Source organism: Streptococcus sp. 29896 (assembly GCF_032594915.1).
In the GTDB taxonomy this organism is placed as follows: Bacteria; Bacillota; Bacilli; order Lactobacillales; family Streptococcaceae; genus Streptococcus; species Streptococcus suivaginalis.
On record NZ_CP118733.1, the window covers coordinates 1,737,545 to 1,764,363 of the forward strand.

General features: G+C 40.3%; 27 protein-coding genes. 7 read left to right on the forward strand and 20 right to left on the reverse strand.

Going from position 1 to position 26,819, the window contains the following annotated elements; all coding sequences use genetic code 11:
* Positions 1 to 3: 3 nt before the first annotated feature.
* From PXH68_RS09895 to PXH68_RS08050, 14 genes are all read right to left on the reverse strand, one after another.
* Positions 4 to 1,755 carry an SP_1767 family glycosyltransferase gene (locus PXH68_RS09895; RefSeq protein WP_248028735.1) on the reverse strand — a complete coding sequence of 584 codons (1,752 nt, stop codon included), beginning with the start codon at positions 1,753 to 1,755 and terminating at the stop codon, positions 4 to 6.
* Entirely contained in the window at positions 1,752 to 2,756 is a 1,005-nt protein-coding gene (locus PXH68_RS07990; protein ID WP_248028734.1) for a sugar transferase, read from the reverse strand. The genes PXH68_RS09895 and PXH68_RS07990 overlap by 4 nt, the downstream gene beginning before the upstream one ends.
* On the reverse strand, positions 2,757 to 3,626 hold the full coding sequence (locus tag PXH68_RS07995; protein ID WP_316715603.1) for a glycosyltransferase family 2 protein: 870 nt from the start codon (positions 3,624 to 3,626) through the stop codon (positions 2,757 to 2,759).
* 120 nt (positions 3,627 to 3,746) lie between these two features.
* On the reverse strand, positions 3,747 to 4,706 hold the full coding sequence (locus tag PXH68_RS08000; RefSeq protein WP_248028732.1) for a polysaccharide pyruvyl transferase family protein: 960 nt from the start codon (positions 4,704 to 4,706) through the stop codon (positions 3,747 to 3,749).
* Positions 4,707 to 4,774: 68 nt separating this feature from the next.
* On the reverse strand, positions 4,775 to 5,224 hold the full coding sequence (locus tag PXH68_RS08005; protein ID WP_248028731.1) for a pyridoxamine 5'-phosphate oxidase family protein: 450 nt from the start codon (positions 5,222 to 5,224) through the stop codon (positions 4,775 to 4,777).
* Positions 5,225 to 5,324: 100 nt separating this feature from the next.
* Positions 5,325 to 5,633, reverse strand: coding sequence for a DUF5960 family protein (locus tag PXH68_RS08010; protein WP_248028730.1), 309 nt, complete (start codon positions 5,631 to 5,633; stop codon positions 5,325 to 5,327).
* Positions 5,630 to 5,983 carry a hypothetical protein gene (locus PXH68_RS08015; RefSeq protein ID WP_248028729.1) on the reverse strand — a complete coding sequence of 118 codons (354 nt, stop codon included), beginning with the start codon at positions 5,981 to 5,983 and terminating at the stop codon, positions 5,630 to 5,632. Before PXH68_RS08015 ends, PXH68_RS08010 begins: the two co-directional genes overlap by 4 nt.
* The gene (locus PXH68_RS08020; RefSeq protein ID WP_248028728.1) at positions 5,980 to 7,395 is read right to left on the reverse strand and encodes a Y-family DNA polymerase; all 1,416 of its coding nucleotides are present in this window, start codon (positions 7,393 to 7,395) and stop codon (positions 5,980 to 5,982) included. Before PXH68_RS08020 ends, PXH68_RS08015 begins: the two co-directional genes overlap by 4 nt.
* A gap of 9 nt (positions 7,396 to 7,404) precedes the next feature.
* Positions 7,405 to 8,082: a LexA family transcriptional regulator gene (locus PXH68_RS08025; protein ID WP_248028727.1), complete on the reverse strand. Its 678-nt coding sequence runs from the start codon at positions 8,080 to 8,082 to the stop codon at positions 7,405 to 7,407.
* 594 nt (positions 8,083 to 8,676) lie between these two features.
* A complete protein-coding gene (locus PXH68_RS08030) occupies positions 8,677 to 9,231 on the reverse strand; it encodes a hypothetical protein (protein ID WP_248028726.1) in 555 nt (184 codons plus the stop codon).
* A gap of 33 nt (positions 9,232 to 9,264) precedes the next feature.
* The gene (locus PXH68_RS08035) at positions 9,265 to 11,103 is read right to left on the reverse strand and encodes an ImmA/IrrE family metallo-endopeptidase (protein ID WP_248028725.1); all 1,839 of its coding nucleotides are present in this window, start codon (positions 11,101 to 11,103) and stop codon (positions 9,265 to 9,267) included.
* Between the two features lie 8 nt (positions 11,104 to 11,111).
* Positions 11,112 to 13,337, reverse strand: coding sequence for a DEAD/DEAH box helicase (locus PXH68_RS08040; RefSeq protein ID WP_248028724.1), 2,226 nt, complete (start codon positions 13,335 to 13,337; stop codon positions 11,112 to 11,114).
* Entirely contained in the window at positions 13,334 to 14,938 is a 1,605-nt protein-coding gene (locus PXH68_RS08045; RefSeq protein WP_202568011.1) for a site-specific DNA-methyltransferase, read from the reverse strand. The genes PXH68_RS08040 and PXH68_RS08045 overlap by 4 nt, the downstream gene beginning before the upstream one ends.
* Positions 14,939 to 15,001: 63 nt before the next feature.
* Complete coding sequence (locus tag PXH68_RS08050) at positions 15,002 to 15,235, reverse strand: hypothetical protein (RefSeq protein WP_316715608.1); 234 nt, start codon at positions 15,233 to 15,235, stop codon at positions 15,002 to 15,004.
* Positions 15,236 to 15,652: 417 nt separating this feature from the next.
* Here PXH68_RS08050 and PXH68_RS08055 point away from each other — a divergent pair, with 417 nt between their 5' ends.
* From PXH68_RS08055 to PXH68_RS08085, 7 genes are all read left to right on the forward strand, one after another.
* Positions 15,653 to 16,138, forward strand: coding sequence for a helix-turn-helix transcriptional regulator (locus tag PXH68_RS08055; RefSeq protein ID WP_248028722.1), 486 nt, complete (start codon positions 15,653 to 15,655; stop codon positions 16,136 to 16,138).
* Positions 16,139 to 16,281: 143 nt separating this feature from the next.
* Complete coding sequence (locus PXH68_RS08060; RefSeq protein ID WP_248028721.1) at positions 16,282 to 16,602, forward strand: hypothetical protein; 321 nt, start codon at positions 16,282 to 16,284, stop codon at positions 16,600 to 16,602.
* Positions 16,602 to 17,687, forward strand: a complete 1,086-nt coding sequence (locus tag PXH68_RS08065) for a helicase HerA domain-containing protein (protein ID WP_248028720.1) — start codon at positions 16,602 to 16,604, stop codon at positions 17,685 to 17,687. The genes PXH68_RS08060 and PXH68_RS08065 overlap by 1 nt, the downstream gene beginning before the upstream one ends.
* Positions 17,687 to 18,298 carry a hypothetical protein gene (locus PXH68_RS08070; RefSeq protein WP_248028719.1) on the forward strand — a complete coding sequence of 204 codons (612 nt, stop codon included), beginning with the start codon at positions 17,687 to 17,689 and terminating at the stop codon, positions 18,296 to 18,298. The genes PXH68_RS08065 and PXH68_RS08070 overlap by 1 nt, the downstream gene beginning before the upstream one ends.
* Positions 18,299 to 18,433: 135 nt before the next feature.
* On the forward strand, positions 18,434 to 19,033 hold the full coding sequence (locus tag PXH68_RS08075; RefSeq protein ID WP_248028718.1) for a replication protein: 600 nt from the start codon (positions 18,434 to 18,436) through the stop codon (positions 19,031 to 19,033).
* Positions 19,024 to 19,287, forward strand: a complete 264-nt coding sequence (locus PXH68_RS08080; RefSeq protein WP_248028717.1) for a helix-turn-helix domain-containing protein — start codon at positions 19,024 to 19,026, stop codon at positions 19,285 to 19,287. The genes PXH68_RS08075 and PXH68_RS08080 overlap by 10 nt, the downstream gene beginning before the upstream one ends.
* Before the next feature lie 64 nt (positions 19,288 to 19,351).
* Positions 19,352 to 20,569, forward strand: a complete 1,218-nt coding sequence (locus tag PXH68_RS08085) for a site-specific integrase (RefSeq protein ID WP_248028716.1) — start codon at positions 19,352 to 19,354, stop codon at positions 20,567 to 20,569.
* A gap of 107 nt (positions 20,570 to 20,676) precedes the next feature.
* Here the strand turns inward: PXH68_RS08085 and rpsI are convergent, their stop codons facing one another.
* From rpsI to PXH68_RS08115, 6 genes are all read right to left on the reverse strand, one after another.
* Positions 20,677 to 21,069 (reverse strand): 30S ribosomal protein S9, encoded by a 393-nt coding sequence (gene rpsI / locus PXH68_RS08090; protein ID WP_002942223.1) that lies wholly within the window; start codon positions 21,067 to 21,069, stop codon positions 20,677 to 20,679.
* A gap of 19 nt (positions 21,070 to 21,088) precedes the next feature.
* Entirely contained in the window at positions 21,089 to 21,535 is a 447-nt protein-coding gene (gene rplM, locus PXH68_RS08095) for a 50S ribosomal protein L13 (RefSeq protein WP_002876943.1), read from the reverse strand.
* Between the two features lie 209 nt (positions 21,536 to 21,744).
* Positions 21,745 to 22,398, reverse strand: coding sequence for an ArsR/SmtB family transcription factor (locus tag PXH68_RS08100; protein ID WP_248028715.1), 654 nt, complete (start codon positions 22,396 to 22,398; stop codon positions 21,745 to 21,747).
* Between the two features lie 99 nt (positions 22,399 to 22,497).
* On the reverse strand, positions 22,498 to 23,757 hold the full coding sequence (locus tag PXH68_RS08105) for a YeeE/YedE family protein (RefSeq protein ID WP_248028714.1): 1,260 nt from the start codon (positions 23,755 to 23,757) through the stop codon (positions 22,498 to 22,500).
* Positions 23,754 to 25,097 carry an APC family permease gene (locus PXH68_RS08110; RefSeq protein ID WP_248028713.1) on the reverse strand — a complete coding sequence of 448 codons (1,344 nt, stop codon included), beginning with the start codon at positions 25,095 to 25,097 and terminating at the stop codon, positions 23,754 to 23,756. Before PXH68_RS08110 ends, PXH68_RS08105 begins: the two co-directional genes overlap by 4 nt.
* Positions 25,090 to 26,787, reverse strand: coding sequence for an FAD-dependent oxidoreductase (locus PXH68_RS08115; protein WP_248028712.1), 1,698 nt, complete (start codon positions 26,785 to 26,787; stop codon positions 25,090 to 25,092). Before PXH68_RS08115 ends, PXH68_RS08110 begins: the two co-directional genes overlap by 8 nt.
* Between the last annotated feature and the right edge of the window lie 32 nt (positions 26,788 to 26,819).

Here is a 26,819-nt window from a genome sequence, read left to right on the forward strand (position 1 = left end):
TTTCTACTTTCTAAATCGATTCATCAAATCTAACTTAGCACTAATAGACCGATAGAGCTCAATCTGACCTGCATAGAGAGCATCTGCTTGACATTTTTTCAAGCGAGCTACATAGGAATCTATCTGGGCTGCCGGATTATAGCCTAAGGCCACCAATAACGCAATCCGTTCTTCCGCGTTACTGATCATGGTCGTGATGTCCTGCAACATGACAGACCGAGACAGCCCTTCCGGCCGTTGTGAATAGTAATAGGGACCTTCATTGGTGAAATGGATCTGATTGGCTTTCAAATACAATTTATAGATCGTTGCATCGTCTTCTCTGAGACGACCTGTTGGGTAGCGGATATCCCCAAATAAGGACCTTTTAAATAATTTCAACGGAGAGAAGGTGAAAGCAAGGTGCATATTGTTTTTCATGTTTCCCTCTAAGTCCAACCAGTCTTGGATGGAATAAACCGTCTGGAAATAGTTTCCTTCATGATGGTAAAAAAGGAAAGACTGCCGTTCCTCATTGAAAGAGGTGAAATTAGTGGCAGCAATATCCGATCCTGACTCTCTCGCTCCGTCATATAGATGCTGGAGATAGTAATCTTCTACAAAATCATCTGAATCGACAAAGGTAATGTATTCTCCCTTCGCACTGTCAATCCCCTTATTGCGTGCCGCAGACACCCCTGCGTTTTCCTGGTGAATGACACGGATACGTTCATCTTTTTTGGCATATTCTTCCAAAACAAAGGCGCTCCCATCTGTCGAGCCATCGTTAATTAATATCAATTCAAAATGAGGATAAGTCTGTTTCAATAAAGAATCAATGCAGCGGTTTAAGTAAGGCTTTACATTATAAACAGGGACAATAATACTAATTAAAGCAGGTACTGCTTGCACTTCGTGTTCTTCTTTCACCGAAACCTCCTGTAGAGTTTGCGACGCAACACCCACCCAAGCCTTTACGGAGTGAAGGTAGTCCGCATCTTCTGTAAACTGAATATCTGTATCAAAATTATGCTCAGCAGTGTGCTTGTGGTCAAGTTTCACCTTGGATGTCGCCTTCATCTGAAACCATTCATACTCAGAATCGATGTGTCCCAAGTCAATAGCCTGATAACCCCTCTGCATCAAATCAACTGCCAAGACCTTAGCTGTCGGCCCCAACATCAGAAGGATCAACTTATCATCTGCATGCTCTAAAATCGCTTCTAGAATGTCATCGTATTTAGCAAAAGCATTCTTTGATGGACAAACGATACGAGAAACAGAATCTGCTCCAGCAAACAGGTCGTTTCCAACCCCCGATCGACTGGTTTCACCTTCGACAATCAAAATATCTCGCCCCTGCCATAAGTCCTTAATGGCCGCAAAATAGGCTGCCGCAGGTTCCTTATCCACCAAGTCGATATAGGGACGCGAGATAAAGGTTGAACCGTACCAGTCAGATTGACACTCCTGGGCATAAAATTGACCATAGCGCTCAAAATGACTCTTCCAAAATTGTTGAGCATTTGAGTTATACCGTTCCAATCCTTGAAAAACATCTGGCAAACACACCACTAATTCCGGAGAACTTGGAATGGTCAAAATAGCTTTTAAGGCTGCCGCTAATTCTGAATCATATGGCTGATAGGGGATGCTAGACCCCTGAATCACATCAATTTCTCCATCTCCAAATCGCACAACAGAGGACTGGTGTTCTTTGATATAAGCAAGGCTATCCAAAATCGGCAAAACACGAATTTCTTCTAATTTTCTCATCCTTCTCCCCCATCACATATGGCACTAAAGACAGCATTGACCAATAATTTTTTCGTAAAATACCCTTGTCGAACCAAGGGATTAAAGGCCCTTACTCTAGCCACAAATCCCTGATAGTCAGCTGGCGTCATAGCTTGAATTTTTTCAACCGCTTCATCCAGACTGTCCACAACCAAACCAAGTCCATTCGCCTCGATGATTTCCTGATTGGCAATTCCTCTCTGAACAATCACAGGGATGCCCGCTGCTACAAAAGCACCTAATTTATACGGACAATAGAGGGTTTGATACCCCTTGTCATGATCATCCATCCACACCAAGCCAAATCCGCCTTGCGACATCTCTAACAAGAGCTGTTCATCTGGGCGATAAGGTAGGCGTTTTACCATGGTTGGCAACTCCACCTCTTGGCGACAATAAAGATGAACCTGAACAGGATAGTTCCAACTTTTCATGAAACTAAAACGCTCTGGTGAGCCCGGAAAGTGGATTAAGGGCTTATAATAAGCTGGTAATTGCGGAGCATTGGTCGGATGATCCCACATCCCCTGAACTAGTGTCTTTTTCACAGTCAAGCCATGTTCACGCAAGACATCAATCATCTTTTGACTCGGAGCCACAATGACATCTGCTAGATTATAGTAGGCAATGGTCCGGTCCATCAAGTAGTAATTCCCCGCAAACATTAAAGGAACAACATCGTGGATAAAAATCACAATTTTGATTTGATAAGCCTTCAACTTTGCCATCAAGCGCTCATCAAAATTCGTTGTATTCCAAGTCGGCGTTTGGAAGATGACAACATCCCCATGCCGCAAGCCAGCCACAATCCCATCCAAGCGTTTACTGAGTTCAGACGGACTATCTGCCTCCATATTATAAGCATAGACCCCCAGTTCACGATAGCCAAGGTCAATCGCAATATCTGTCACCATATTTTGTCCAAGCTGCGCCGTTGAAGATGCTGCTTGACCGTTTAAATTTGTAATATAGACTCTCATTTAATTGTTTCCGTATTTATCTATCATCCGCTTGCGGAATTCCAGGTTCTTATAAGCTACTACATCCCCATTACGCAGTTTGCTATCCCGATTTATCTGCGAACGCCATTTGTAGGCGGCAATTTCCCGTGACAAATCAAAACCAAGCAAGCCCAACACCTCAAGGCGCTCTGCTACTGGCTCCGTTGAAAAGATTGTCGCCTGATCGGCTGTCTGGGTCATCGACCCCGCATTGACACGATAAATCAGACTAGAGCGATGCATATAGGCGATTCGATTCGCTGCCAAGTATGTTTTCCAAGTTGTCCGGTCATCCTCCCCAAAACCATCTGTCGGATAGAGGATGTATTCAAACAGAGACTTTTTATACATTTTGCTCCAAGGTACTGTGAAACAGAGGGAAATATTGTGGCCAACCCCATATTGGAAAGCAAACCACTCTTCTGGGCTATAAACAGCCTCGTAATAATCATCTGCCCCAATGTGTAAATTGAACTGCCCAGTTTCCTCGTAATACTGAGTAAAGTTGGAAATGGCTACATCACTTCCTGTACGAGTAAGTAGTTCATACAAATCAGAAACATGATTAGGATCAATCCAATCATCTGCATCCACAAATACAATATAGTCCCCTGTCGCCACCTCAAGTGATGTATTACGGGCCGCGCCTAGACCTTCATTCTTCACCTTGTGAACCACTCTAACCCGTCGATCTTGCTGACGTAACTGCTCGCACAAGAGAGCTGACCCGTCTGTCGAACCATCATTGATTAATAAAATCTCTAGATTTTTATAATCCTGTGCCATAATACTTTCGACACATTGACGAAGATGTTTTTCCCCATTGTAAACAGGTACAATTACACTCACTTTTTCCACTTAAATGCCTCATTCCCTCTTATATATTACCTTTATCATAGCATGCCTAGACTAGAAATGCAAAAATAGTCTGTCATTTTTCTGTAAACAAAAAGGGGATTTTCCCCTTTTTTAACGATAGATTCCATAATACTGGTGAGCTGACCACAGTCCCGTCACCATGGCTTGAACCAACTCTGGATCCATAAAGAAATCTGTAACTTCCTGCCCATTGAGGTATCCAGCTTCGCTCTTAAAACCTGTGAAAGCTTGGCAGCGTTCCTCTAGTTCCTTCCGAATGTCCAGATGCTTTTGTGGATTTGGCAAAGGCTGGTTCACATCACAAGCTCCTGCCAAAAACTCCTCAACCGTCATGTAGTTGGCCAACTCACGCAAACCAGCAAAACGCCCTTCTTCAAACCCTTGTTCTTGAATATTCAAAACAGGAGTTCCAAGCGCCAAACATGGCAAGGTTCCATGCAAACGAGTGGTAACGACAAAGCGTGCTGACTGATAGAGGTAGAGGTAGTACTGAGCTACTTTCATCCGTTGAGAAGGGCTCATGTACTGGTGGTTGATATCCGCACTCATCCGAATAACCGGATAAACAGATTCTCTTGCCAACTTATCATAAACAGCATTTGGCAGGTCAATCGCAAGTACAATGTCCTGCTTTTTCACTCCTGGTTCAGATTGAATCGTCAAGGTCATGCAATGCGAGAGATAGGATTCAACTCCCAGATCTTCAAAATAAGATTGGGTATCGATCGACCGAGCACCAACTGGTTCATATTTGGTGAAAAAAGCACGATTTTCAGGAGATGAGAACAAGGACTTACTATCCTCATCTACATACATAGAAATCAGGAGCGGGTGAAGATAGGACTGCTTAGGCGGGAAATTTTCCGGCCGATGTGAGTACCATCCGTTCATGATGATTTTTATTTCTTCATCCGTTTCCGCCTGAAACTCATTCATGTAATCACGATTGATGAAGTAGTCAATCCGTGGTAAAAAGCGACTGGTCGCAACGGATTGAATCTCATCTCCTATATTACCTGTTGTGTAAGAAAAAAGGGCATATTTGGTCATGGCATTTCCTGCTTTCGGTTATTTCGTTCTAGTATAGCACAGAATAGCATGAATGCGAAGCTAGTGGCTTAGATTGTTCGAGCTTGACCTACCCCATTATTGATTTTAAAGACATACTTATGCCCCTGCGTCAAACTATGATAGAAGCCATCTCCCTCATAGACTTGGAAAATCTGCATGGTCTTGCGACTTTCCTCATCCTTGTAAACATGTTGGACATAAGGATTGTCCGCAAAAACCTTCTCCAAGAGTTCTTGACTAGCCGGACGAGCTTTCCCCTCGATTCGAATAACTTGAATCAAGTAGTCTTCTTCTGACAGGGCTGTTAGTGCAACACGCTCATCCCCCATCAGTTGTTGATAGAAATGCGTTTCCGAACCAGTCATAAAGAAAATACCATCCTCATTGGCTGCTGTAATATGGATCGGACGTGCATGGGGATTTCCAGCTTCATCAACCGTCGCAAAAATCCCTAGCTTCATTCCTTCCAAAATTTCCATGACATTTTTGACTTCCATAAGTAGCCTCCTAGACTTACATTCTACCTAAATTATAGCAAATTCCATTCGGAAAGTTAAGGTAAACATACAAAAATACTACTGAATATTTCCCATCCCTCTAGCCCCTACGCCCACTCTTTAGCTGAGTTGTTGTCCCTACATAGACAAAGGTCCGATTAAACACCTTTGGGTCTACCATCTTTATCCGAAATAAAAAATAATGGTCTCTACCATCCTTAGCCGACTCCTTGTTAAGACGAAAATAGGACTTACCAGAACTGGCCATGGTCAGCAGGATATCATCCGCCAAAAAACTCAAGGGAGTATCCAGCGCTGAGTATTTATAAAAATCTCCTTCAAACTGATGGTAATTTTCCGAAAAATAATCAAACTGCCATTCATTTTGTCGAGTTTGTCTTACTTTCATCTCTCTTCCTCCAAACTAAAGGCCAACAGCTGTTCCATCGGAATCCTCACATGCCCTCCCCCCTCTTTGAGCACTAGATTTTCCCTAGACAAGTCTGTGATCATACCTATACGATACCGCCGTTCTCCGCCTTCTTGGACCAAAAATTTCCCCATCAATTGCTGCAAGAACAACTGATTAAGGAGAAAGAGCTTTTGAGCCAAGGGCAATTGCTCCATTTCCTCTACATCAACTGATGATTCCTGCAAGGCAGTCATATGCTCCGAGATGAAGAATCCCATCCATTTAGCCATCCCCCTATCCTGATAGAACCGAACTGAATCAAAAGGCAAGTAACTCCGATCAATCATTCCAATCCCTCCAATCCACCGGCGGAATGTCCACCCACCAGTCTGCTACGTTCGAAGACTCTTGAGGCAGGATCCAATACATCTGCTGTGACCAATGATGTAAAACCATACTTGTTTTGAATGCTGTCTATAGCCTGCTGTAAGCGCTCATCTCTCTCCAACTGTTCGATATCATCAAATAGTCCAATAACCATTACCGATTCATCTACTAATTGATCAAAGCGAATCCCTACTCGACGAATAGCGCCATCCTTGTATTTCTCTCGAAACAAATCAATGACAATAGCAGCTAAACGCTTATAGTCACTTGTGGGTTCGATCGTTCGTTGCACCATGATAGGCAACCGATTCTCTCGACTTGAAAACATAAGCGTCAGACCAACTCTCTTTGTTTTTTTACCCTTTTTCCGCAAACGCCGTGCAACTTGACTAGTAAACCCCCGTAACAAAATCTCTAAATCTTGTTTATCTGTATAATCTCGATCCAGTGTCTGACTGTTGCCAATCCCCTTGCTCTTTGGACGATAGGGATGTTTGAGATTGGATTCATCTACTCCATGGGCATGGAACCACATTTGAGTCCCCATGATACCAAATTCTTTTTTTAGATGATCTGGATTGGCCAAGGCTAACTCTTTTACCGAATGAATCCCCAACTGGTGCAGGCGTTTCTCTGTTCGATGCCCAATTCCCCAAAAATCAGTCAATTTTGAGATATTCCAAACCTTGCTTTCCACATCTTGATAGGACCAATTTGCCCGCATGGTTTTAGTTTTCTTAGCTTCATTATCCAAGGCTAGCTTAGCCAATAAGGGATTAGCATTGCTCATCCCAACCGTCGCATAGACACCTGTTTGTGCCCAAATCGCATGCTGAATCCGATCAGCCACCCGATCTAATTTTACCTTACGTGATAAAGCTGGATCCTTCACAAAGTAGTCCAAGGAGGTCGTTAAATCAAGAAAGCCTTCATCGATAGAATATGGAAAAATCTCATCTCTGCCGGCGAAGTCCTCAAAAATTTTTTGAATCGCAATATTTTTTTCGATATACAATTCCATCCGAGGCGGCACAATGTAAGAACGTTTGGCCCAATACTCGACATACCGGATATAGTCTGGAGTTATGGGTAAACTATTCCTTTTGGCATTTTGATAAGAAAATTTCCTCGTCCGAATGTCAAAAGGCAATTCATGCGTTCTTCCGACATTATCACGACCAAATACCTGTTTAAAGATAGGTGAACTTGCTAAAATCAGCCCGTTTGAGTGATCATCTCGACTAAGAACACATAAAGAAGTTGTCAATGGATTCAGACCACGCTCGACACATTCGATCGATGCATAGAAGGATTTCATATCGACAAAGGCAATATCTGAAACTGGCTCCTTGGTATAATCAATTACCACCATCTTATCACCCTAAACTGCCAAAGGCATAAAATGACCAACAACCTTTCCTACTATCTTAGGCTGGTCTTCATAGAAGGCAAACTTATCCGGATGGTCTGGATTGATGGACACCAGACGGAAACCTTCCTCCTCCCGATACACACGCTTGATATAGGTATGACCAAACCAGACAATGGCATAGATACCACCGTCATAATCAAAACTAGTCTCCTTGATAAGCGCCACCTCTCCTGATTGGAACATGGGCTCCATGGAATTCCCCTTAATCCAAGTCGCCACGTCATGGTCCATCTCTTTATCAAAATAGACCGTTTCTGTTTCGAACTCATCCTCAAAGGTCTCACCAGGCCCTGCAGACAGCAAAATATTGGTTCGAACCTGATAGGCCACAAATTGTACCGACTGTTCTTGTTCCTCCAACAAACGCTGTGAGTAACGCATCACCTTTCCTTTATGAGCACTAGTCAGCTTATGGTAGACTGACAAGAGCTCAAAATCAGACTCAAAGTAACCTTTAGCTACCAAAAAAGTCTCCTCCAAAGTCCGCAGATGCTTGGCATTGGGAACCGTCGTCTCCGATTCCCACTTAGAAATCGTCACCTTCCCAACACCAACCAGCTTCCCTAGATTTTCCTGCGTCATCTCATTGACCAAACGAATCGCTCGCAAACGCTCCCCTGAAAACATCCTTCACCTCAATAAGTTTCTTTATAAAGTAACTATATTATACAAAATAAATGCTTAACTGACAAGGATGAATTTTCCCTTCGACAACTAAATGGTCTATTTAGCCACAGAAGGAATTACGGAACACCGGTAAACAAGAAACAAAACAAAGGCGACACACAAGCTAGCCTGAACACCTTGAACGAGCACAAAAAACACTCCATGGTGTGAACCATGAAGTGTTGTAAATACTGTAATGTAGCTGGTTCTTAACGTTTTGAGAACTGGCTAGCTTTACGTGCTTTCTTAAGACCTGGTTGGGGCAACACTAGTTTTATCCAAATTCAAAAACCTTTAGTATCATGAGGTTTCACGATTTCTAAAATGGTAAATTTCATCCAATTTCAACTAATATCATCAAAATAAGGTAAATTTTCAAACAAAATAAGCAAAATCGAACCAGAAAATATAACAGTTTACCTTATTTGTTTATTATGAAAGAATACTTTTGTAGCTTCTACTCTCACTACTTCATTCCTCTAAACTGTCGAAAAAGCGTAGTCTTTTCGATTGTGCAGAGGAATCCAAAAGGCAGGTGTTCGCATCTGTCTTTTTTTATCTTTTCACTTTGCCTGCCAGTTCAGATTGCAAGAATGGTTTTATTGAGCCAAGAATAATAGCTCCTGCTTTCTTGTCTTGCTTTTCAGTTCTATTTCTCTTGTTGAACATATCGAGCATAAATCTATAATCCTTTTCGGGTTCATAATCATTCCATTGTGTAGGTTTAAATGCTCCAATTTCATATAAATAAAGCAAAAGTTTGCGACTAAAAAATTCTGACGATAATTGAAGAAACTGATTCTCTTCTACTGCATGCAACAACTTAAATAATTGCTCTTTGACATCAACTTCATGTTTCAAATCATCACGTTCAAATTTCTTAATGCAGGAACTTCCGATAGGGTATAATATACTACCATTCAATTTATTTTCGATAGTAAAAAGGTAGCGAAGATGCTCCTTACCGCATATACATGATTCTTCTAGCAATTCATCTTCTTCTACATCTGAAATTTCCCACTCAGCAACAGCCGATTCCCAACTATTAGATTCAGAACTATCCATCACATCTTTAATAAGTGTTTGCAAGTATCTACTTTCTGTTCCCATAAGCGTTAACTCCTTCCTAATTTTCTCCCACCATTATTTACTTGTCAATTCATTTCTATTAGTGACTAATTCTTTAAATCCATAGTTGATTAATAGTGCATTACACATATTTACATCTAAACTTGCCGTCCCACTTAGTATGAACTCATATAGTGTATCCTTCTGATTTCCTGCTCTCAGCATGTTTCCCGATAGTTCAACCAATTTTTTACTAACAATCGGTGGCAACTTCATTCCGACACAAATAGCAATAACGCTTTCAAGCTTGGGCTCAGTCTTGTCATTTCGAAGATTAGAAATTGCTTTTAACCCAAGATTGCTTGCATCAGCCAACTCCTGATTTCTCACATCACGCCACTTCATCACTTCCACTAATGCAGGAGAAAAACTGCTCATCCCATTGAGCTTGGACATGATTTCAATAACATCACCTATATGAATATCAACTTTCTCAATCCACTCATTTTTATCTTTAGGATAGCTAATCGTAATTTGAATATCAGAATCGGCATCACGATTGAGCAACAAAGTCAAAGCGGTAGAATGTCCTGTTTTGGTACTAGAAGAAATTTCAAATACTACACAGCATTCGTCCATATGTTGACGTGCATACGGTGTAAAGAATGGATTCCCCACAATATCATACGAGATATACTTAGCATCATTGATACAAAGATGAGATTCCACATAAAGTAGCTCACCTTTTTCAACACGCTCTTTTAAGATTGGTTGAGATAATAATTGTAAACCTAACTGAATTAAACTTACTGAAAATGTTTGAGTATCCTCTAGATAGCCTGTCTTCCATCTGTGAGTTGGGACGTAGGCATCATCTACATAAATAAATGCACCCTTGACTATTTCAAATCCACATTCTGCCAAGCGAACTTTTGCAGACAAGCGAGAAACTCCGAAAAACTGAGCTAGTTCATCAATCCACTTCTCTACAATCTCGAGTTCATCTCGGGTTTGGCTCATTTCAATAAGACATTGCTGTCTACTCCTTGCTTCTTGAATAAACATCTCTTTGGGCATCAGGATTTTTGGGGCAATTGATTCAGCGTGCCATTCCATCCAACCAATCATATCAGAAGCTTTTTCATCCTTAATGTCATTTGTTGTAGATAGAACAGAAAGTTCCTCTTCCTCAGCTCTTGCTAATTCTAAAGCATAACGATGCAATTCCCAGTGAACACATTCATGAAGAATCGTATTTCTCACAACTCCAAGATTTCGTATCTGAGGAAGCTTTTCATCAATAACTACTGTTCCCGCAGAGATATCCTTTTCAGGATTATCTTGAAAATAGATTTGACCAAAAATTGAAGTATCCTCCGTAATGGAAGCATACTTTAACTGAAGCCCCATTTGTTGAACAATATAATCAGGTTCAACTCTTGTCGGTGTCAGCAAGGCATTTCGGTCATATTTATTCAAAATTGCTTCTGCCACCTTATCCAAATCATCCTTCCAAATAAATGGAACAAGTTTATCAGAGAGAGGATATTTAAAGGTACTATACGTCCCCTTCTCATAGGTATCAACTTTTACAATTTTAAAATTTTTGATTCCTGCATCAGGCTTTCCAATAGCAGATACACGAAGCCAACGATTCTTTTCGATGGTATTCTCATAATGATTGGTACGTTCAGTTACTACTGCATAGACATCCGTCAAAATATCTATATCAATTTCGCCATCTCCACGATGTCCAGCATAAACATACTTGAAGTCTACATCTGTAACTTCTACTTCATCGTCATAATCATAGGTAATACCTAGCTCTTCAAGATTGCCTAGGAAATATTTCTCACTTGCATCATAGATTTCATCATAGAATGTTTTTTCAATATATTTGGTAAAAGAAATCAAGTCCCCTCCTAAAATCCAAACAGTTCATCAATCGGATGCCAATCTGCCATATCGTCTCTCCATTCCCCTTCGTTCAAATAGCGAAGAGTGCCTGCAATATCACGGACAAGTGCCCCTTTTAAATTATATTTCTCAAGATAAGCTTTCAAAGCTTCGTATTTCAAGGGTGCGTACTCGTCAATATTCTTATCTTCACCTTTAGCACTTTCTCCGCCCTTGGTTTCTACAATATAGACATCGCCATTCTTCATTTTGACAATATAATCAGGATAGAAATGATGGGAGGAGCTGGCTGTATAATAGACAATTGAAAAATATTGACTTCCTTTATCACCGTTCTTATAGACAAACTCAACAGCATCTTCGTGTGATTCAATGTACTCTTCAAAAAGACGTTCAACTTCACTTCCTTTGAGAACGCTATTTGTATAACCTTCATAGATATTGGTTATTGTATCAATATGTTCCAATTTTGGATTATAGGAATAACGTTCTGTCATCGGAATATAGAAATCATTCTCCTGAGGTACTACAAGTCCCATACTGATGGTTGGCTGAATATCAGCTTGTCTAAAGACTTCACGCAGAGCGCGCCAATTATTCAAGATAAAGGCTGTCCATTCGCTAGCTTCCAACATCAAAAGTTTTTGCTTGTTTGGTCGCTTATCATCCATGAAGAAGCGTTTCAGAAGAGCTTCAACCTGACTTACTTTCAAGTGAGTAACTCGGTCAAGTTCATGATAAGCATGAAGCAAGTCAAGACGATTAGCACGATAGTCTGCTTCTACTCGTCTTTCTCTATCTTGAAGGCGGTCAGAATGTTCCAACGTATCAAAACGACCTTGTTTATAGGTGTTAACAATGGAACTTCCAAATTGAAGTCCTTGATTTTCTAACTTTTGCTTATTTGATTCAACATCTTCTGTCAGATTCCATTCACGAACCATACCTTGATAGAGATTTTCACGTATAGCTTTTTCATTTTGTCCTTCATGCAAATCAAGTACTCGCTCGCTGATTAAATGGAAATCTTTAGCTATATCTTTTCGATTCAGAAGTGGCGTAGGTGCTCCTACTCCTTTTTGAGTAAATGCACCATTCAAGAAGTCCACATCAAAAGTATAAAGATAAGCATTATCCAATACATCAATATCATAATGCCCTTTGAAAGGTTCGGGCATCCTACGGATACGACCAATAGTCTGAATAGTAAAGGCTTCACCCATGTTTTCACGAATCTTAATCAGAATCTTAGCTCGTGGAGCATCCCAACCTGTGGCAATTGCCTGTTTGATAATAAGATATTCTACTTCGTTATCAAGCTCTTGTACATTGAGATAGTTTCGCTTTTGGTCAGCTAGCCAAATTCCAAGTTTTCCGTCCTCATAAGTTTTATGTAGTTTTTCTTGAATATATTTTTCAATCCGACTAACCAACTCCGGCTCTGAATCCGACTTATCAGGTAATTGAACCAATACCAAGGGATTGATTCCTGTTACACCATGTTCAGCATAGCCCTGCACAATTTCTTTACGCTTCAGCTCAGCACTTTCAAAGAGAAGTTCAAATTCCTCACTAATATGCTGACTCTCGTCAAGATAGTTTTCAAGTCCTTCGTTGACGACAACCGATTTTGTAATCAATCCTGATGCAATAACTTCTTCTTCCATCACCTCATAGAACTCTATCTTGTCAGGCATATTGGGGTCTTCAATTGTAGCAGAAACCTTGACAGTTTTTGAAGCATTAAAGCGTGCAATAATGTCTCTCGCCTTTTTGGTATCATTACGATGTGCTTCATCAATGACAAGAATAAAATGACGACCTGCTGCGACAGCCTTTTCAATCTTATCTTCAAGATTATCACGCTCGCTATCCGAAAGCATGGCTTTCGACTTCTTACCGATAACACGCTCATAGTTAATAAAGGTAACACTTTCCTTATCAAATCCTTGCAGTAAGGCATCATCCACTGACTGTGCCTTAATAGATGAGAAATGCTTCGCCTTATCCTGACTCTGTTCTTCAAGTTCTCCTGCTCCAGGCGTAAACCATACAAATGCTACGTTATCATGTGTACTTGAAATATAGGTATTGACCCAATCAAGAAGGGTAATCGTCTTACCCGAACCCGTTGGCGATTTAATCATCAGTTCATTCACACCATACTCGGGTGCTGTAAACTTTAAAAGTTTATCGACCAGTTTTTGTTGGAAATTTTTTAATTCAATCATGACCAAATATCCTTTCCGAAGTAGTAATGTGGAATCTCCTGTTTCGTGATGTTTTTGTCACGAAGGATGCGTTCTTGCTTCTCATCGAAGAAAATCTCAGGATGAATGAAGAGGGTAGAATTTTCAATAAAATCTGACTCAGCCATTTCATCCAACTGTCCTTCTGACAAGATGACCTGCACTTTGGGATTTGAAATATCAACACCAAATTCCAACTCAACCAGAGGGGTCACATAGTTGAGCAACTCATACTCAAGTGTCACATCAGGAAAATCTTCCTTAACCACAAAGTCTGTCTTGAAGTATTTGAGATTAAATTTTTGAGACTCATAAAACTCTGTTCCTTCATGTAATTTATTTAAGCGTGCATAAGTAATATCTTGAGCAATATTATTTTCATTGTTAGTCGCCAAAATAAACTTTCTATTTCCACCAGCTTCAATAACAGCTTGAGCTGTTGTTCCAGAACCAGCAAAAAAATCCAGAATAGTAGAATTTTCAGGAGCAGTAACTTCTATTAAATATTTCATTAGCTCCAAAGGTTTAGGATTGTTAAACTGTACTTTAGGTAATAACTTCTTCAAAAACATAGTCGTTTTCTGATTATCAAATACCCCCCAATTTGATTTTAAGGCCTTAGTAGAATTTCTCATATTGTTCAAGAATTCTTTTTGCTTTGGAAGATTTGCTTTCCATAAAATCCTATCTTCAGCTATCATCTTCTCTAAGGATTCTTTAGAAAAAGCCCAAGTGTTCGTATACTTTTTCCCAGTATTAGGGTCAGTTATAGTAAATGCTTCCTCGATTGGCTTTATGGTACTTTTTATATTAGATTCTCTCCAAGGTCCTCTCGGGTCATTATCTGGATTTTTAAATCCAGACTCATCTCTTTTTTCTCCCAAAAATCTGAAATTGTCGGAAATTTGGTATGCAAGTATATATTCATGTACTCCTACCATCATGTTTCTTGGTGGGACACCTTTAGCAGACGATTTCTTATCCCAAACAATTGATTCCACAAAATTTTGCTCACCAAAAATTTCATCCATAAGTAGCTTTAATTGACTTTGTTCATTTTCATCAATACTTACTAAAATAACCCCCATTTGAGATAGTAAGTCTTTTGCAATTTTCAATCTATGACTCATAAAACTCAACCACTTTGAATGCGAGTATCCATCTGTTTTATCTACAATCTTATCATTGTAGATAAAATCCTTGTTTCCTGTATTATAAGGCGGGTCAATATAGATAACATCAATTTTCCCGGCATGTGTTTTTTTCAAGAGATGTAGACTATGAAGGTTATCACCTTCAAGCAGGAAGTTATAATCCTCCGATTCAGGATTCCCCACAATTTTCTTGGTCTCGTCCTCAATGAAGACAGGAATCTTTGTTTTCATTTCCTCCTCGACCAATTCGGCATGTTCCTCCCAGACCAAACCATATTTCTTAGTATTGAGCAAGCGGATAAGATTTTCCAGCTTATCAACATCCTCATTTCGTCTATCTTCACGAGCCTGTTTCAGAAGTTCCTGTACATAGGTGATAGCTCCATCTTTCTCGTTCTTACGAGGGCGTTCGATAAAATCTTTAGACATTACAAAACACCCCCTTTCTCAAAAAAGAGGGTGTTTTCGTACACGCAGAAAAGAGGTAGAAAACTACCTTGTTGCTTGTTGCTTGTTGCTTGTTGCTTGTTGCTTGTTGCTTGTTGCTTGTTGCTTGTTGCTTGTTGCTTGTTGCTTGTTGCTTGTTGCTTGTTGCTTGTTGCTTGTTGCTTGTTGCTTGTTGCTTGTTGCTTGTTGCTTGTTGCTTGTTGCTTGTTGCTTGTTGCTTGTTGCTTGTTGCTTGTTGCTTGTTGCTTGTTGCTTGTTGCTTGTTGCTAATGGTATCAAGTTCTAAATCTCCTTGTCAACTGATTTCTTTACTGTTCTATTATACCACGAAGGACTTGAGAAAAAAATTTAATACCGCTAAAAGAAAAAAATGACCTGACAAGTCCTTTTTCGGGGTATTTTAGTTCAATATTTCAGAGAAAAACAGCAAGAAATTCCGTTATATCAAGCTTAATGATAGTGACTTGACAAGTTATATATTTATATCCTGCAAAGAGTTAAGATTAGCTTATAAATATAAATAGTCCAAATGGTGGCCACCAAAGGACGGAATGAAACAATATGAAAATCAGCCAATAACAGGTTGATTCTGCATATTACTGTTTCACCGTGTCTTTGGTGTGCTTTTTTACACTCACTCGGTAACTGTAATAGCTCATATGTTTCTTTCCGTCTGAGGGCTGGAAAGGACAACTTATGCTAAAAGCTAAAGTTAAAACCCTCTATTGTGAATTGCTCGGAGAATCTATCAAGCAACAATTGATTAAACAAGAAATCCCTCAAAACGAAGTGTCTTACTATTTTGATGATGACATCCGATTGATTTCTGCCCCTGCAATTAGCCAAATCCTAAAAGGGAAACGCAACATCACCTTAGATACTGTGGATGCCCTACAAGAAACACTAGGACTAACCAATGTAAAAAGTGTCTTCTTCCCTAATCTTGACTTCTGTGAGTTACTCATTAGCCAATTGACAGAGTTGATTCTTACTAATGGTTCTAGCTATACAAAGCAACTCTTTCAAGCAAAAGAGAATGACATTCAACAGAATCTCTCAACCTTGACAACAGCTCTATATGATTACTTCCCTGATTTTCCTGAAGAAGAAACATCCTATCAAATCGCTGAAAGCTTAACTGAATGGTTAATTGAATTTGTTGCTCTTGTAGCACAACTTTAAGTGCGACACTTTCAAGATTCTTGAAATCGAGGTAATGCTAAATCAATTATCATAGAGGTGTACTTAGCTAAGACAGTCTAGCTCACGACTCAAACTGAGCATATCACTTTAACAAATTCCAAGACCATATGGAGGTAAAAGATATGGCAATTAAAACCAAACACAAAAAAGGTGGCTACTCCGCCACAACTGCAATGGAATATGTGAACCCTACGAAGCCGATTCACAGCCTGAGCATTGAACTAGAACCCCAACAACTCTTTGAGGACGGAAAGCCGACTGGTGAAATTATTGCCTACAAGGCAACCTTCATTCAAGAAGGCCTTGAGCCTTTTCAAGTCAAGTTTGAAGGCAAGGTCAAACTTCCTGAGTTTTTGAGCTTGGTTGAGTTTGACAACCTGCAAGCTGTTGAGGTTCGTTACAACGTCTACTTCAAAGCTGACGGTATCAAGGAGGTAAAATAATGGCAACGAAAGCAGATACCATCCTACAATCTTACTTGCTCCAGAGCCTAAATATGGCTCTGGGAGCTTTAATGCAGGGCGAGACCAGCTACACAAACAGCTTTAATATTTTGATTCAAGAAGATGGCTTCATCTTTGTTCCAAGGCTTCCTTGTGCCTATATCCTTGATGATGAGCTCTACGATAAAATCTTCTTAATTGCTAATGCTTCACTCTATCCACATTACACGCTATTGAAGCAGAACTCCACCTATTTTGTTCCACTCAAGACAGATGATATTCATGTTCAGCGTGGACTCTTCTTTCCATGGAAGTTGGGTATCTCAAAACGCTTGGTCATACCTGACCTTGATAAGTATACTGCTGACCTACCAAAGAATCAAATTCCAATTATGGAAAATTTTGTTCTCAACCTTGATAAGGTCAATCATATGGCAATCTGTGGCAATAGTGGCTCAGGTAAGTCTTACGCACTCACCTATCTGCTGTCTGTGCTAAAAAATCAGTCTGATTTAATTATCGTAGACCCAAAATTCGATAGTCCAAGCCGTTGGGCTCGTGAATATAAAATTGCCATCATCCATCCCGTGGAAAATCGCTCTAAATCTGACTTCGTTTCAGAAGTCAATGAGCGTTTGAGTCAATGCCTAAATCTGATTCAACAACGTCAGGCAATTCTATATGACAACCCCCGCCATAAGTTCACCCATCTCACTATCGTCATGGACGAGGTGCTGGCTCTCTCAGAGGGTGTCAATAAGACCATCAAAGAGTCCTTCTTCTCCCTCTTATCGCAAATTGCTCTACTGGGACGAGCTACCAAGATTCACTTACTCCTTGTTAGCCAGCGTTTCGACCACACAACTATCCCAATTTCTGTTCGTGAGCAACTCAATGTTCTCATCCAGATTGGCAATATCAATAAAAAAACAACCCAATTCTTATTCCCTGACCTCGACCCCGAAGGCATTGTCATTCCTACTGGACACGGCACTGGATTGATTCAGGTGATTGATAATGAACATCCCTATCAAGTGCTTCCTTTACTTTGTCCAACATACTACACAACGGAGGGCATTCACTAATGATGAAAAAATCATTCTTTATGAGGACTTACAACTTCAATATCTACTTGATGCTGTTTTCACTCCTAACAGGTTTCCTTGGATGGTCATTAAGCTTTCTAGCAAGCACTATTGACTTAACACTTCCTATCGCACTTGACCTCTCTCAAGTCAATAGCTATCTAGCAATAGGTAGCCATTACGCTTATATGGCTATGAGTTACTTACTCGGTACTTTGTTTGCATCCGTTACGCTTGAAGTCTTGAATCGTATCCGATTTGATAATCTTTTCAACTATTTCAAATCTATCTACCACACCTTCAAGCTCCGTAACTTCCTGACTCAACGAGAAAAGTCAGAGAAGGTCACCACCATAGACAACCAGACCATTACCACCTACAACCCAATCAATGGTAGTTTCAATCGCTGTGCTCATAAGAGCGTGGTAGACATCCGAAAAGATGAAGTTACCGTCTTTATCAAAGTCCCTAGAGACCAGCAAGGGCAAAAAGTCTTGGGAGATATGACTTCCCAGTTGAAAGAAGAAGTCTCTAGCCAGCATCCTGACTACTATTTCTCTGCACCTAATCGGGTTCGCAATAGCCTTTGGTTAGTTGGGAATAGACGGTAAAAGAGGGGGCTATGGCTTGCGTTAAGCAGTAGCCAAATAGCTCCCTCTTTTCCATTGAACAAGATAATTGGGGATTACTACGACCCCCCAATTATCCAATAATCAGTAATCAAAATTAGAAAGGCATGTAAATATATGGCAAAAGAACAACGCTCAAGCAAGTGGACATTCCTGTTCTACAAAGAGAGTTGCCCTACTGACTATCTTGAGGTATTAGAAGAATTGCACATCCCCTTCATTCTGAGCCCTTGGCACGACAAAGACATCAATCGACAAACAGGAGAACTGAAAAAAGCTCATAAACACGGAGCATTCTTCTTTGATTCACTCAAGAGCTACAAGCAAGTATCTGAGTTAATCAAGGATAAATTGAATGGTCCTGCCCATGTGGAGGTTGTCCAATCTCCTAAGGGGCTCTTCGATTATTTCACTCACGCTGAAAATAAAGACAAAACCCAGTATGATGTGAATGACATTGAGGTTGGTTGTGGCTTCAACCTTGATAAGTTTCTTGTAGATATGAACTCAGATGAGTTTATGCACGAAGTCGTGGATATCATCGAACAAAATGACTTCACTGAATTTGAAGAATTGGTTTGGTACGCACGTGCAAACCATACACCACTTCTTGGACTCATCATTGAACGTACCTACTTCTTCGCCAAATACCTTGATTCACGGCGTTGCAATCCACAGCGTAACAACATCAAGAAGGAGGATGAGAAATGCAAGTAATCCTTCCAGATGAACAGATTCATCAAATTCAGATACTACTTTCAAATCTTATCCAAAAAGAAATTGAACAACAACTAGAGCAAAGTGGTCTAAATAGCCCCTACCTAAACAAGCAACAAGCCTGCGACTATCTCGGTATATCTAACAATACACTGGATAATTGGATTAAAAAAGGGCTTCCAGCAATCAAAATCGGAAAGACTATCCGATTTCACATAGAATCAATCGACCGCTGGCTAACCACTCACAACTAGAAAATTCAGGATTTTTGTTTTATAATGGTCATGATATTTTCTGGTTCGATATAAGGAGAATATCATGACTATCACTAAGACAAAAAATGGAACTTACCGCCTAAAAGTCTATATCCCAATTGAAGCACGAATGCCACTCGGCATCGTGAATAACAACTACTTTGATAAGCGGTTCAAGACAAGAAAGGAGGCTAGACAAGCAGAGATAGACCTTTTAACCAAACTAAATCAGATTGAAAATAACGAGTTTACAGGACTTGGTAAAGGGGAAATACTTTTCAAAGATTTCTATGAAAAAATTTGGTGGGATTCCTACAAATCAGGGCAAACAACCTCAACTTCTAAACCACCAACTCGGTCAACCGTTGCCAATACTAAAACTTGCTTTGAAAAACACATTTTACCTTTGCTAGGTAACTATACAATTCAATTTCTCAATCAGAATAAGCAAGTTATTCTGAACTTAATGACTGCTAAGGCGAATGAATACGCTAACTTCAAAACTCTCAGAAGTTACGTTATTTCAATATTTGACTGGGCAGAAGAACTTGAATATATTGAAGCTAATCGTATCGCAAAAACCTTACGCCGTATCAAGTCAACAAAGAAAATCCATCTAGCAGAGGCTCGAAAAGATGAAGACCTATATCTCACTCAGGAACAATTACAAGCATGGTTTACTGCGTTCAAGCAAGATTTGGATGATGATAAAATCTCGTTAAAAGACTATGTTCTCTTCTATTTAACCTTTTTTCTAGGAGATAGGAAATCGGAAACTTATGCTTTACAATGGAAACACATTGATTTTTCAACCTCACAAATCCAACTGATTCAAGCTCTAGATAGATATGGGGAAGTTAAATCAACCAAAGGAAATAAGAAAACGATATTTTCAATTTCAAATGACTTAGTTCAACTTCTCAACTCATGGAAAGAACAACAAAAACAGGAGCTAGCTAGGTTTGGAATTATTAGCAATCCTGAACAGTTTGTTTTTACCTATATTGATACCAAAGGTAATGTTAACGCACGTCTACATCCTGACTACTTAAATAATAAAATGAAGACCGTCAGAAATCGTCATAAAGAGCTCGCCCATGCCACACCTCACAAGTTAAGACATACAGGGGCAACACTCGCTAAACAAGCAGGAATGAGCTTAGAAGCCATTTCTGAGGCTCTGACACATAGCGATACTGCAACGACTCAGATTTATGTCAATACTTCCAATGTCGTTCCTATGGCAGTTGGCGAATTTGCCTTGAAGTCTCTAAAACAATAAGGTGAAAATAAGGTAAATTTTGAGGTGAACTTTTCCAAAAAACAACGAAAAAAGCACCCATGAGGTAAACTCTTGAGTGCTTTGAAACGTTGATATATCGCTTGATATTAACGTTTACTGAATTGTGAAGCTTTACGTGCTTTCTTAAGACCTGGTTTCTTACGTTCAACCATACGAGCGTCACGTGTAAGAAGGCCTGCGCGTTTCAATGAATCGCGGAAGTCTGGGTCTACTTGAAGCAATGCACGCGCGATACCGTGGCGGATCGCACCTGATTGACCACCGTAACCACCACCGTTCACGTTAACGAAAACGTCGTATGAACCTTGTGTTGAAGTTACTGCGAATGGTTGGTTGATAACCAAACGAAGGTCAGCATGTGGGATGTACTCTTCTACATCTTTTTTGTTTACTGTGATTTTACCAGTACCTGGGACCAAACGTACGCGTGCAACCGCGTTTTTACGACGACCAGTACCTGTGTATTGTGCTTGTGCCATTTAGATTACGTCCTTTCCCTTAGATAAGACCTGAAATATCAAGTACTTCTGGTTGTTGTGCAGCGTGAGTGTGCTCAGCACCTACAAACACTTTCAATTTCATGCCTTGTGCACGACCAAGTGTGTTGTGTGGAAGCATACCTTTAACTGATTTTTCAATCAAACGAACAGCGTTTTTAGAACGCAATTCACCAGCTGAGATTGATTTCAATCCGCCTGGGTGGTTTGAGTGAGTGTAGTAGATTTTATCAGTTGCTTTTTTACCAGTCAATTTCACTTTCTCAGCGTTGATAACGATAACGAAGTCACCAGTATCAGTGTGAGGTGTGAAAGTTGGTTTGTTTTTACCGCGAAGAACGCTAGCAACTACTGCTGAAAGGCGTCCAAGAGGTACATCAGTAGCGTCTACTACATACCATTTACGTTCAACTTGGCCTGGTTTAGCCATAAATGTTGTTTTGTTCATGATTTCTCCTATACGAATCGTTTTTGTTTACTGGGCGGATGTTCCGGTCCGCGGGTATTTGGAAGGTTCCGGGGCCTTTCAAATGGGGTAAACAATACCGTCTACCATTCTATCAAATCTACTAGTCTCCGTCAAGCCATTTTACTTTACTTTTTTTATTTTTTGAAAGATAGCAGAGCTGCTGAGAATGAAAGCCTTGCCATCTACAACTACTCCTCTCTAGTTCGCTTCCAATCAAAATGTGTCCCACTTACACTATAGGCATGATAACCTCTCTTATTTAGAAAGGCCGCCGCCCGATTGGCATAGGTACAGAATAATCCCCTACAATACAGAATAATTGGTTTATCGCGCTTTAATTCCTCTAAATGCTCCTCCAATTGACTGAAGGGAATATTCACCGCCCCATCTACATGCTCCAGCTCAAATTCACTAACGCTTCTTAGATCAACTAGTTGTGCCTGGCTAGAAAAGACCTTATCCTTGGCTTCATCTAAACCAATTGTTTGGATTGCTTTATCTTGCTCAATATAACTCTTTTCAATCCACCCTAACATCGGCGACCGTTCTTCACTAATGGAATGAATATCAGACAAGAGTTTTTCTACTGTCGAGGTGGAAATACTGTACCAAATATATTTTCCGTCTCTTTCAATTGAAACGAGAGATGCTTCCTTCAGAACTTGCAAATGCCTAGATGTATTAGCTGTTGTCATATCGGTCATTCTGGTTAGCTGTTCTACCGTCTTGGGGCCATGAATTAAACGGTGAAGTATCTCCAAGCGTTTTTCACTAGAAAGGGCTTTGGCGATCCGAACATATTCTAAAAATACTTGATCCATATAGTCACGATCTTGACTCATGATGACTCCTTGCTAAACTTACTGTTTCCATTATAGCATATAGTAAAAATACTCTGCTAGTCAGAACTAACAAAGTATTTTTCCTTAATACTATAGGAATTAGAGTTCTAATTTCTTGGCTACCGTATTACCTAGCACTCCACCCGCAACCAGAACAACTAAGAAAATCCATCCCGACAGAGAATAATTCGCAATCGGAGTAAAGAGAGCCCCTACATTACAGCCATTAGACAACCGCGTTCCAAATCCCATCAGCAATCCTCCTACTGCAAAGAAGAAAGCCTGTTTTGGAGTAATTTTCAACTCTGATTTGGCTACTTTGGTAAAGGTACCTGAGGTCAATAAGAAGAAAATTGTCCCTAACATGATTCCAAAGTTTTGTGTGCTAATTGGATGTTCAAAGAATGGTGTTGAAAATGCCCCCTCTGGCATCAGGGTAAACTCCGCCAAACTACTTGCATCTATACCAAACAGCATCAAGAATTGACCAAACCATAAACCGTAGGGAGTACTTGCACCCCAACCTGCTTTTGTCACTCCCATTAAGAGAGTGAAGAGAATGGCAAGAATAACCGCAGCTTTACGCAAAGACCATGCTTTTACAAACAAGCGATCATACCAGCCTGCCTCATCCGCTGGATTTTCCAAAGACTCTGCCACTTCCATATCTTGAATTTTCTCACCGAAGTGCCCTGTGTAAGTTCCGTTTTGCTTCCGGTAATTTTCATATCGGTAGGAAAGCCAAATAACAATCCCACAAAGAAGGCCTGTAAAGAGCAACGCTCCCAAATATCCACCTAAACCGTCAAAAGCAAATAGGTCTGGCAGATAAACTCCCCCATATAGTTTCGAACCAACTTCTGTTGTAAACCACGACTTAGTAATCCAACTAGCTGAATTTTGTACTGGGAAACCTATAAAGACTCCCAAGCAGAAAAATACCAAGGTAATCAGTCCGCGAGGCAAAGCTGTGACCAAATCTGTCAACACTCCCGAAGCACAACAAGATGAGAAGGTCATCCCAAAACCAAATAGAATTCCTCCTAAAAGGAGACCTAGGTTAATTGGATTCACCCACAAATCATAAGATGCTGCATCTGCATTGAATAGAAAAGCTGTGCTAAGCAAGGTTGTAATAAAGAACATCATCATCATTGTACGCATCAACCGTGTAGAGCCTGTTCGATATGCTCGATTGACACTGCCTGCAAAGCCTGTGTAACCACGACTGAGAGTGTAGCCAAAAGCTACACCCATAATGAGACGAAAGAATAACATATCCGATGACAATAACTTTGGTCCTAAAACCAGAATAGCTGCTCCTAATAGAAAACCGCTATAACGTTCTACATGTTTCATAAAAACTCCTTTTTGTTGAATTTATTTTTTGTGAAATAAAAATAGAGAAATCCTAGACCTGTCCAAATCCCTAGTATAATAAATGAGTGGAGAGATAACTGACTTGGCGAACCTGGAAAGATGAGTAAGATTACGAAGGCAATTCCCACTAGCATTCCCAGCAAACTTTGGTACTTCATCATCCGTTTTTTTGCAACTTGACTACTGACATAACATACATATGCATAGGTCACTGCAGCCATCAAACTGGATAGATCGACAATATATAAAATGACGCTTCTTCCCAACAAAGGCATAAGAATACTAACCAGAGTGACGAAGCGAAGAGCATTTTCTGGTATGTTATATTGATTTTCATGCGCAAAATATGTTGGAAGTAATGTATGGGTAGCAAGAGAAGCAAGTACTCGACTACTTCCAACCAAAAATCCATTAATTCCGCCAACTACTGCCGCAAAGAGAGCAATACATAAAGCAGAAAAACCAATCCAGCCAGCATATTCCAAAATCGCACTTCCCGAGGCCCAAACAAACTGATTTGCCTGACTTGGAGAGTAGGCTAACGCTGTAATAACATTCAACATATTGTAAATGAGCATTCCAATGATAGTTGCTAAAATCGTCATCCTTGTCGCAAAACGATGCGGAAAACCGAGATCCGTTAAAACCTGCGGTACAATATCAAATCCTACAAAAAGAAATGGAATAATGGCCAGTACCTTCAAAATGGCAGCACTGTCCAGACGACCATTCTCTAGGTAATTCTCCGCAAATTGTTGTCTATCTCCCAAAAAGAGCATATAGACAAAACTGACAGATACGATTGCAACTAGACTGAGAATCAATATTTTTTGTAAGCGCATGGATAGAGATACACCTTGCAAATTGATCCAATAGAATACTAAGATGACCAGAGTCGAAATCAACAAATCTGTCAGATATACAGGATAAGAAGCAATTGTATAGAGATAACCAAACGAAATCCCATTGAATAACTGCTTTAAAACGAGCACTACTGCAGTAGCATTTAATGGAATCAGCGTAAGGTAACAAAATGTCAATGCCCAACCTACTAGAAAACCATGGTTTCTTCCTAAATGAGCAAATACATAGGAAAACTCTCCTCCTCTTTCATGATGGTTCTCAATCATCACATGATACCCCATTTGAATAAAATAAATCAGTACCGCACCTAATAAGAAAGCAATTGCTGTGTTCGTAACACCTGCTTCTGGTAAAAATTTATTTCCCGGAAGGTAGAAAGCACCCCATCCAATAACAGACCCTACCACCAATGAGATAACATCTAATTTCGATAAAGTCTGCCTAGCGTTAGTCAAAATTATACCCCGTTACAATCGGTGTCCGATTAGTTGTCATGTCTCTGAAATATTCATAGTAACTCAAAGCTAGGAAAGAACCTTGAATGTTGATGATATTTTCAAAACCATATCCTTTCAAAGCACGGATAGCATAGTAACTATTCCAAGAAGTCCGACAATGGATATAAACAGGTCTATCTTTTGGAATCTCATCTACGCGTTCACGAATTTCATCCAAAGGAATGTTGATTGCTCCAATAACATGAGACTTGTTAAAAGCCTCTCTTCCACGAACATCCAGAATAAATGCCCCCTCATCTACTAGCTGACGCACACTTGTAACCGGTACTTGTTTGTAATCTCCATTGAGGTAATTCAGACCGACTATCCCAGCGAAATTGACTACATCTTTCGCAGTTGAAAATGCAGGAGCATAGCATAATTCTAGGTCTTTCAAATCTTCGAGATAGCCACCCAAACTAATCACGGTCGCAATGACATTGATGTTCTTAACAGGATTGCCCTTGCTGATCGCCTGGGCACCTACTATTTTTCCGGTCGGATACTGATAAAGTAATTTAAAGTGCATGGGTGCTGCATCTGGCATCAACCCAACACGGTCGTTTGGGATAACCAAGGCAACACGATAATCGATACCAGCCTTTTGGCAGTCTTTTTCATTTAGCCCTGTACTAGCCGCATTCAGACCAAAGACCCGGATGCAAGAAGAACCAATCACGCCTCGATTGCGATTTTGTTTGCCCGAAATCGCATCTGCCACGTTTCGTGCTTGTTTTTGGGCAGGCCCCGCAAGAGGTAGTCTTGTCTTTTGACCTGTAATCTGATGCACAACTTCAATAGCATCACCCACAGCATAAACATCTGGTAAGTTTGTTTGGTAGCGGTAGTCTACTTCAATCGCCCCTGTCTCCCCTAATTTTATGCCTGACTTGACTGCAAAATCAACATCTGGGCTGACACCGATAGCTACGATAACTGCTTGAGCGGGCAATCGTTTTCCACTCAGTAACACAACTTCCTTCTCTGTAATCTCGACAACACTATCCTCTAAGATTAGTTGCACACCATTGTCATAGAGTTCCTTATGCAGCATCTGAACCATATCATCATCAAACGGAGTCATGATTTGAGCACTAGCTTCAACAAGGCTTACCTCTTTGCCAGAATGGCGCAAACATTCTGCTACCTCGACACCAATAAATCCGCCACCAATCACAACGATTTGCTCTGCTTTTGAATGCTTTAAATGCTGATCAATGTTGCGAACATCTGACACATTCTTCAATGCGAAAACATGAGGAGCATCGATCCCCTTTATACTAGAGGGACGAATTGCCCTTGCCCCAGGTGACAAAATTAGGGCATCATACCAATCTTGAAACTCTTCGCCAGTCTCAAGATTTTTTACGGTAACCTTATGTTCATCTGCAAGAATCTCTATCACTTCATGACGAACTTTGGCATCCAGATTATAGGTTTTCTTAAAACTCTCAGTATCATAAAAAACTAAATCCTCTACATTTTCGACTTCTCCGCTGAAATAGTTCGGCAAGCAACAGTTAGAAAAGGAAATATCGTAACCCTTATCGTAAATCTGAATCTGGCTTCTTTCATCAATTCTACGAAGACGAGCTGCTACAGAGGCACCGCCTGCAACACCACCTACAACTATATATTTCTTAGTCATCGCGACCTCCTTTGTGATTTTTCTCTCAAGCA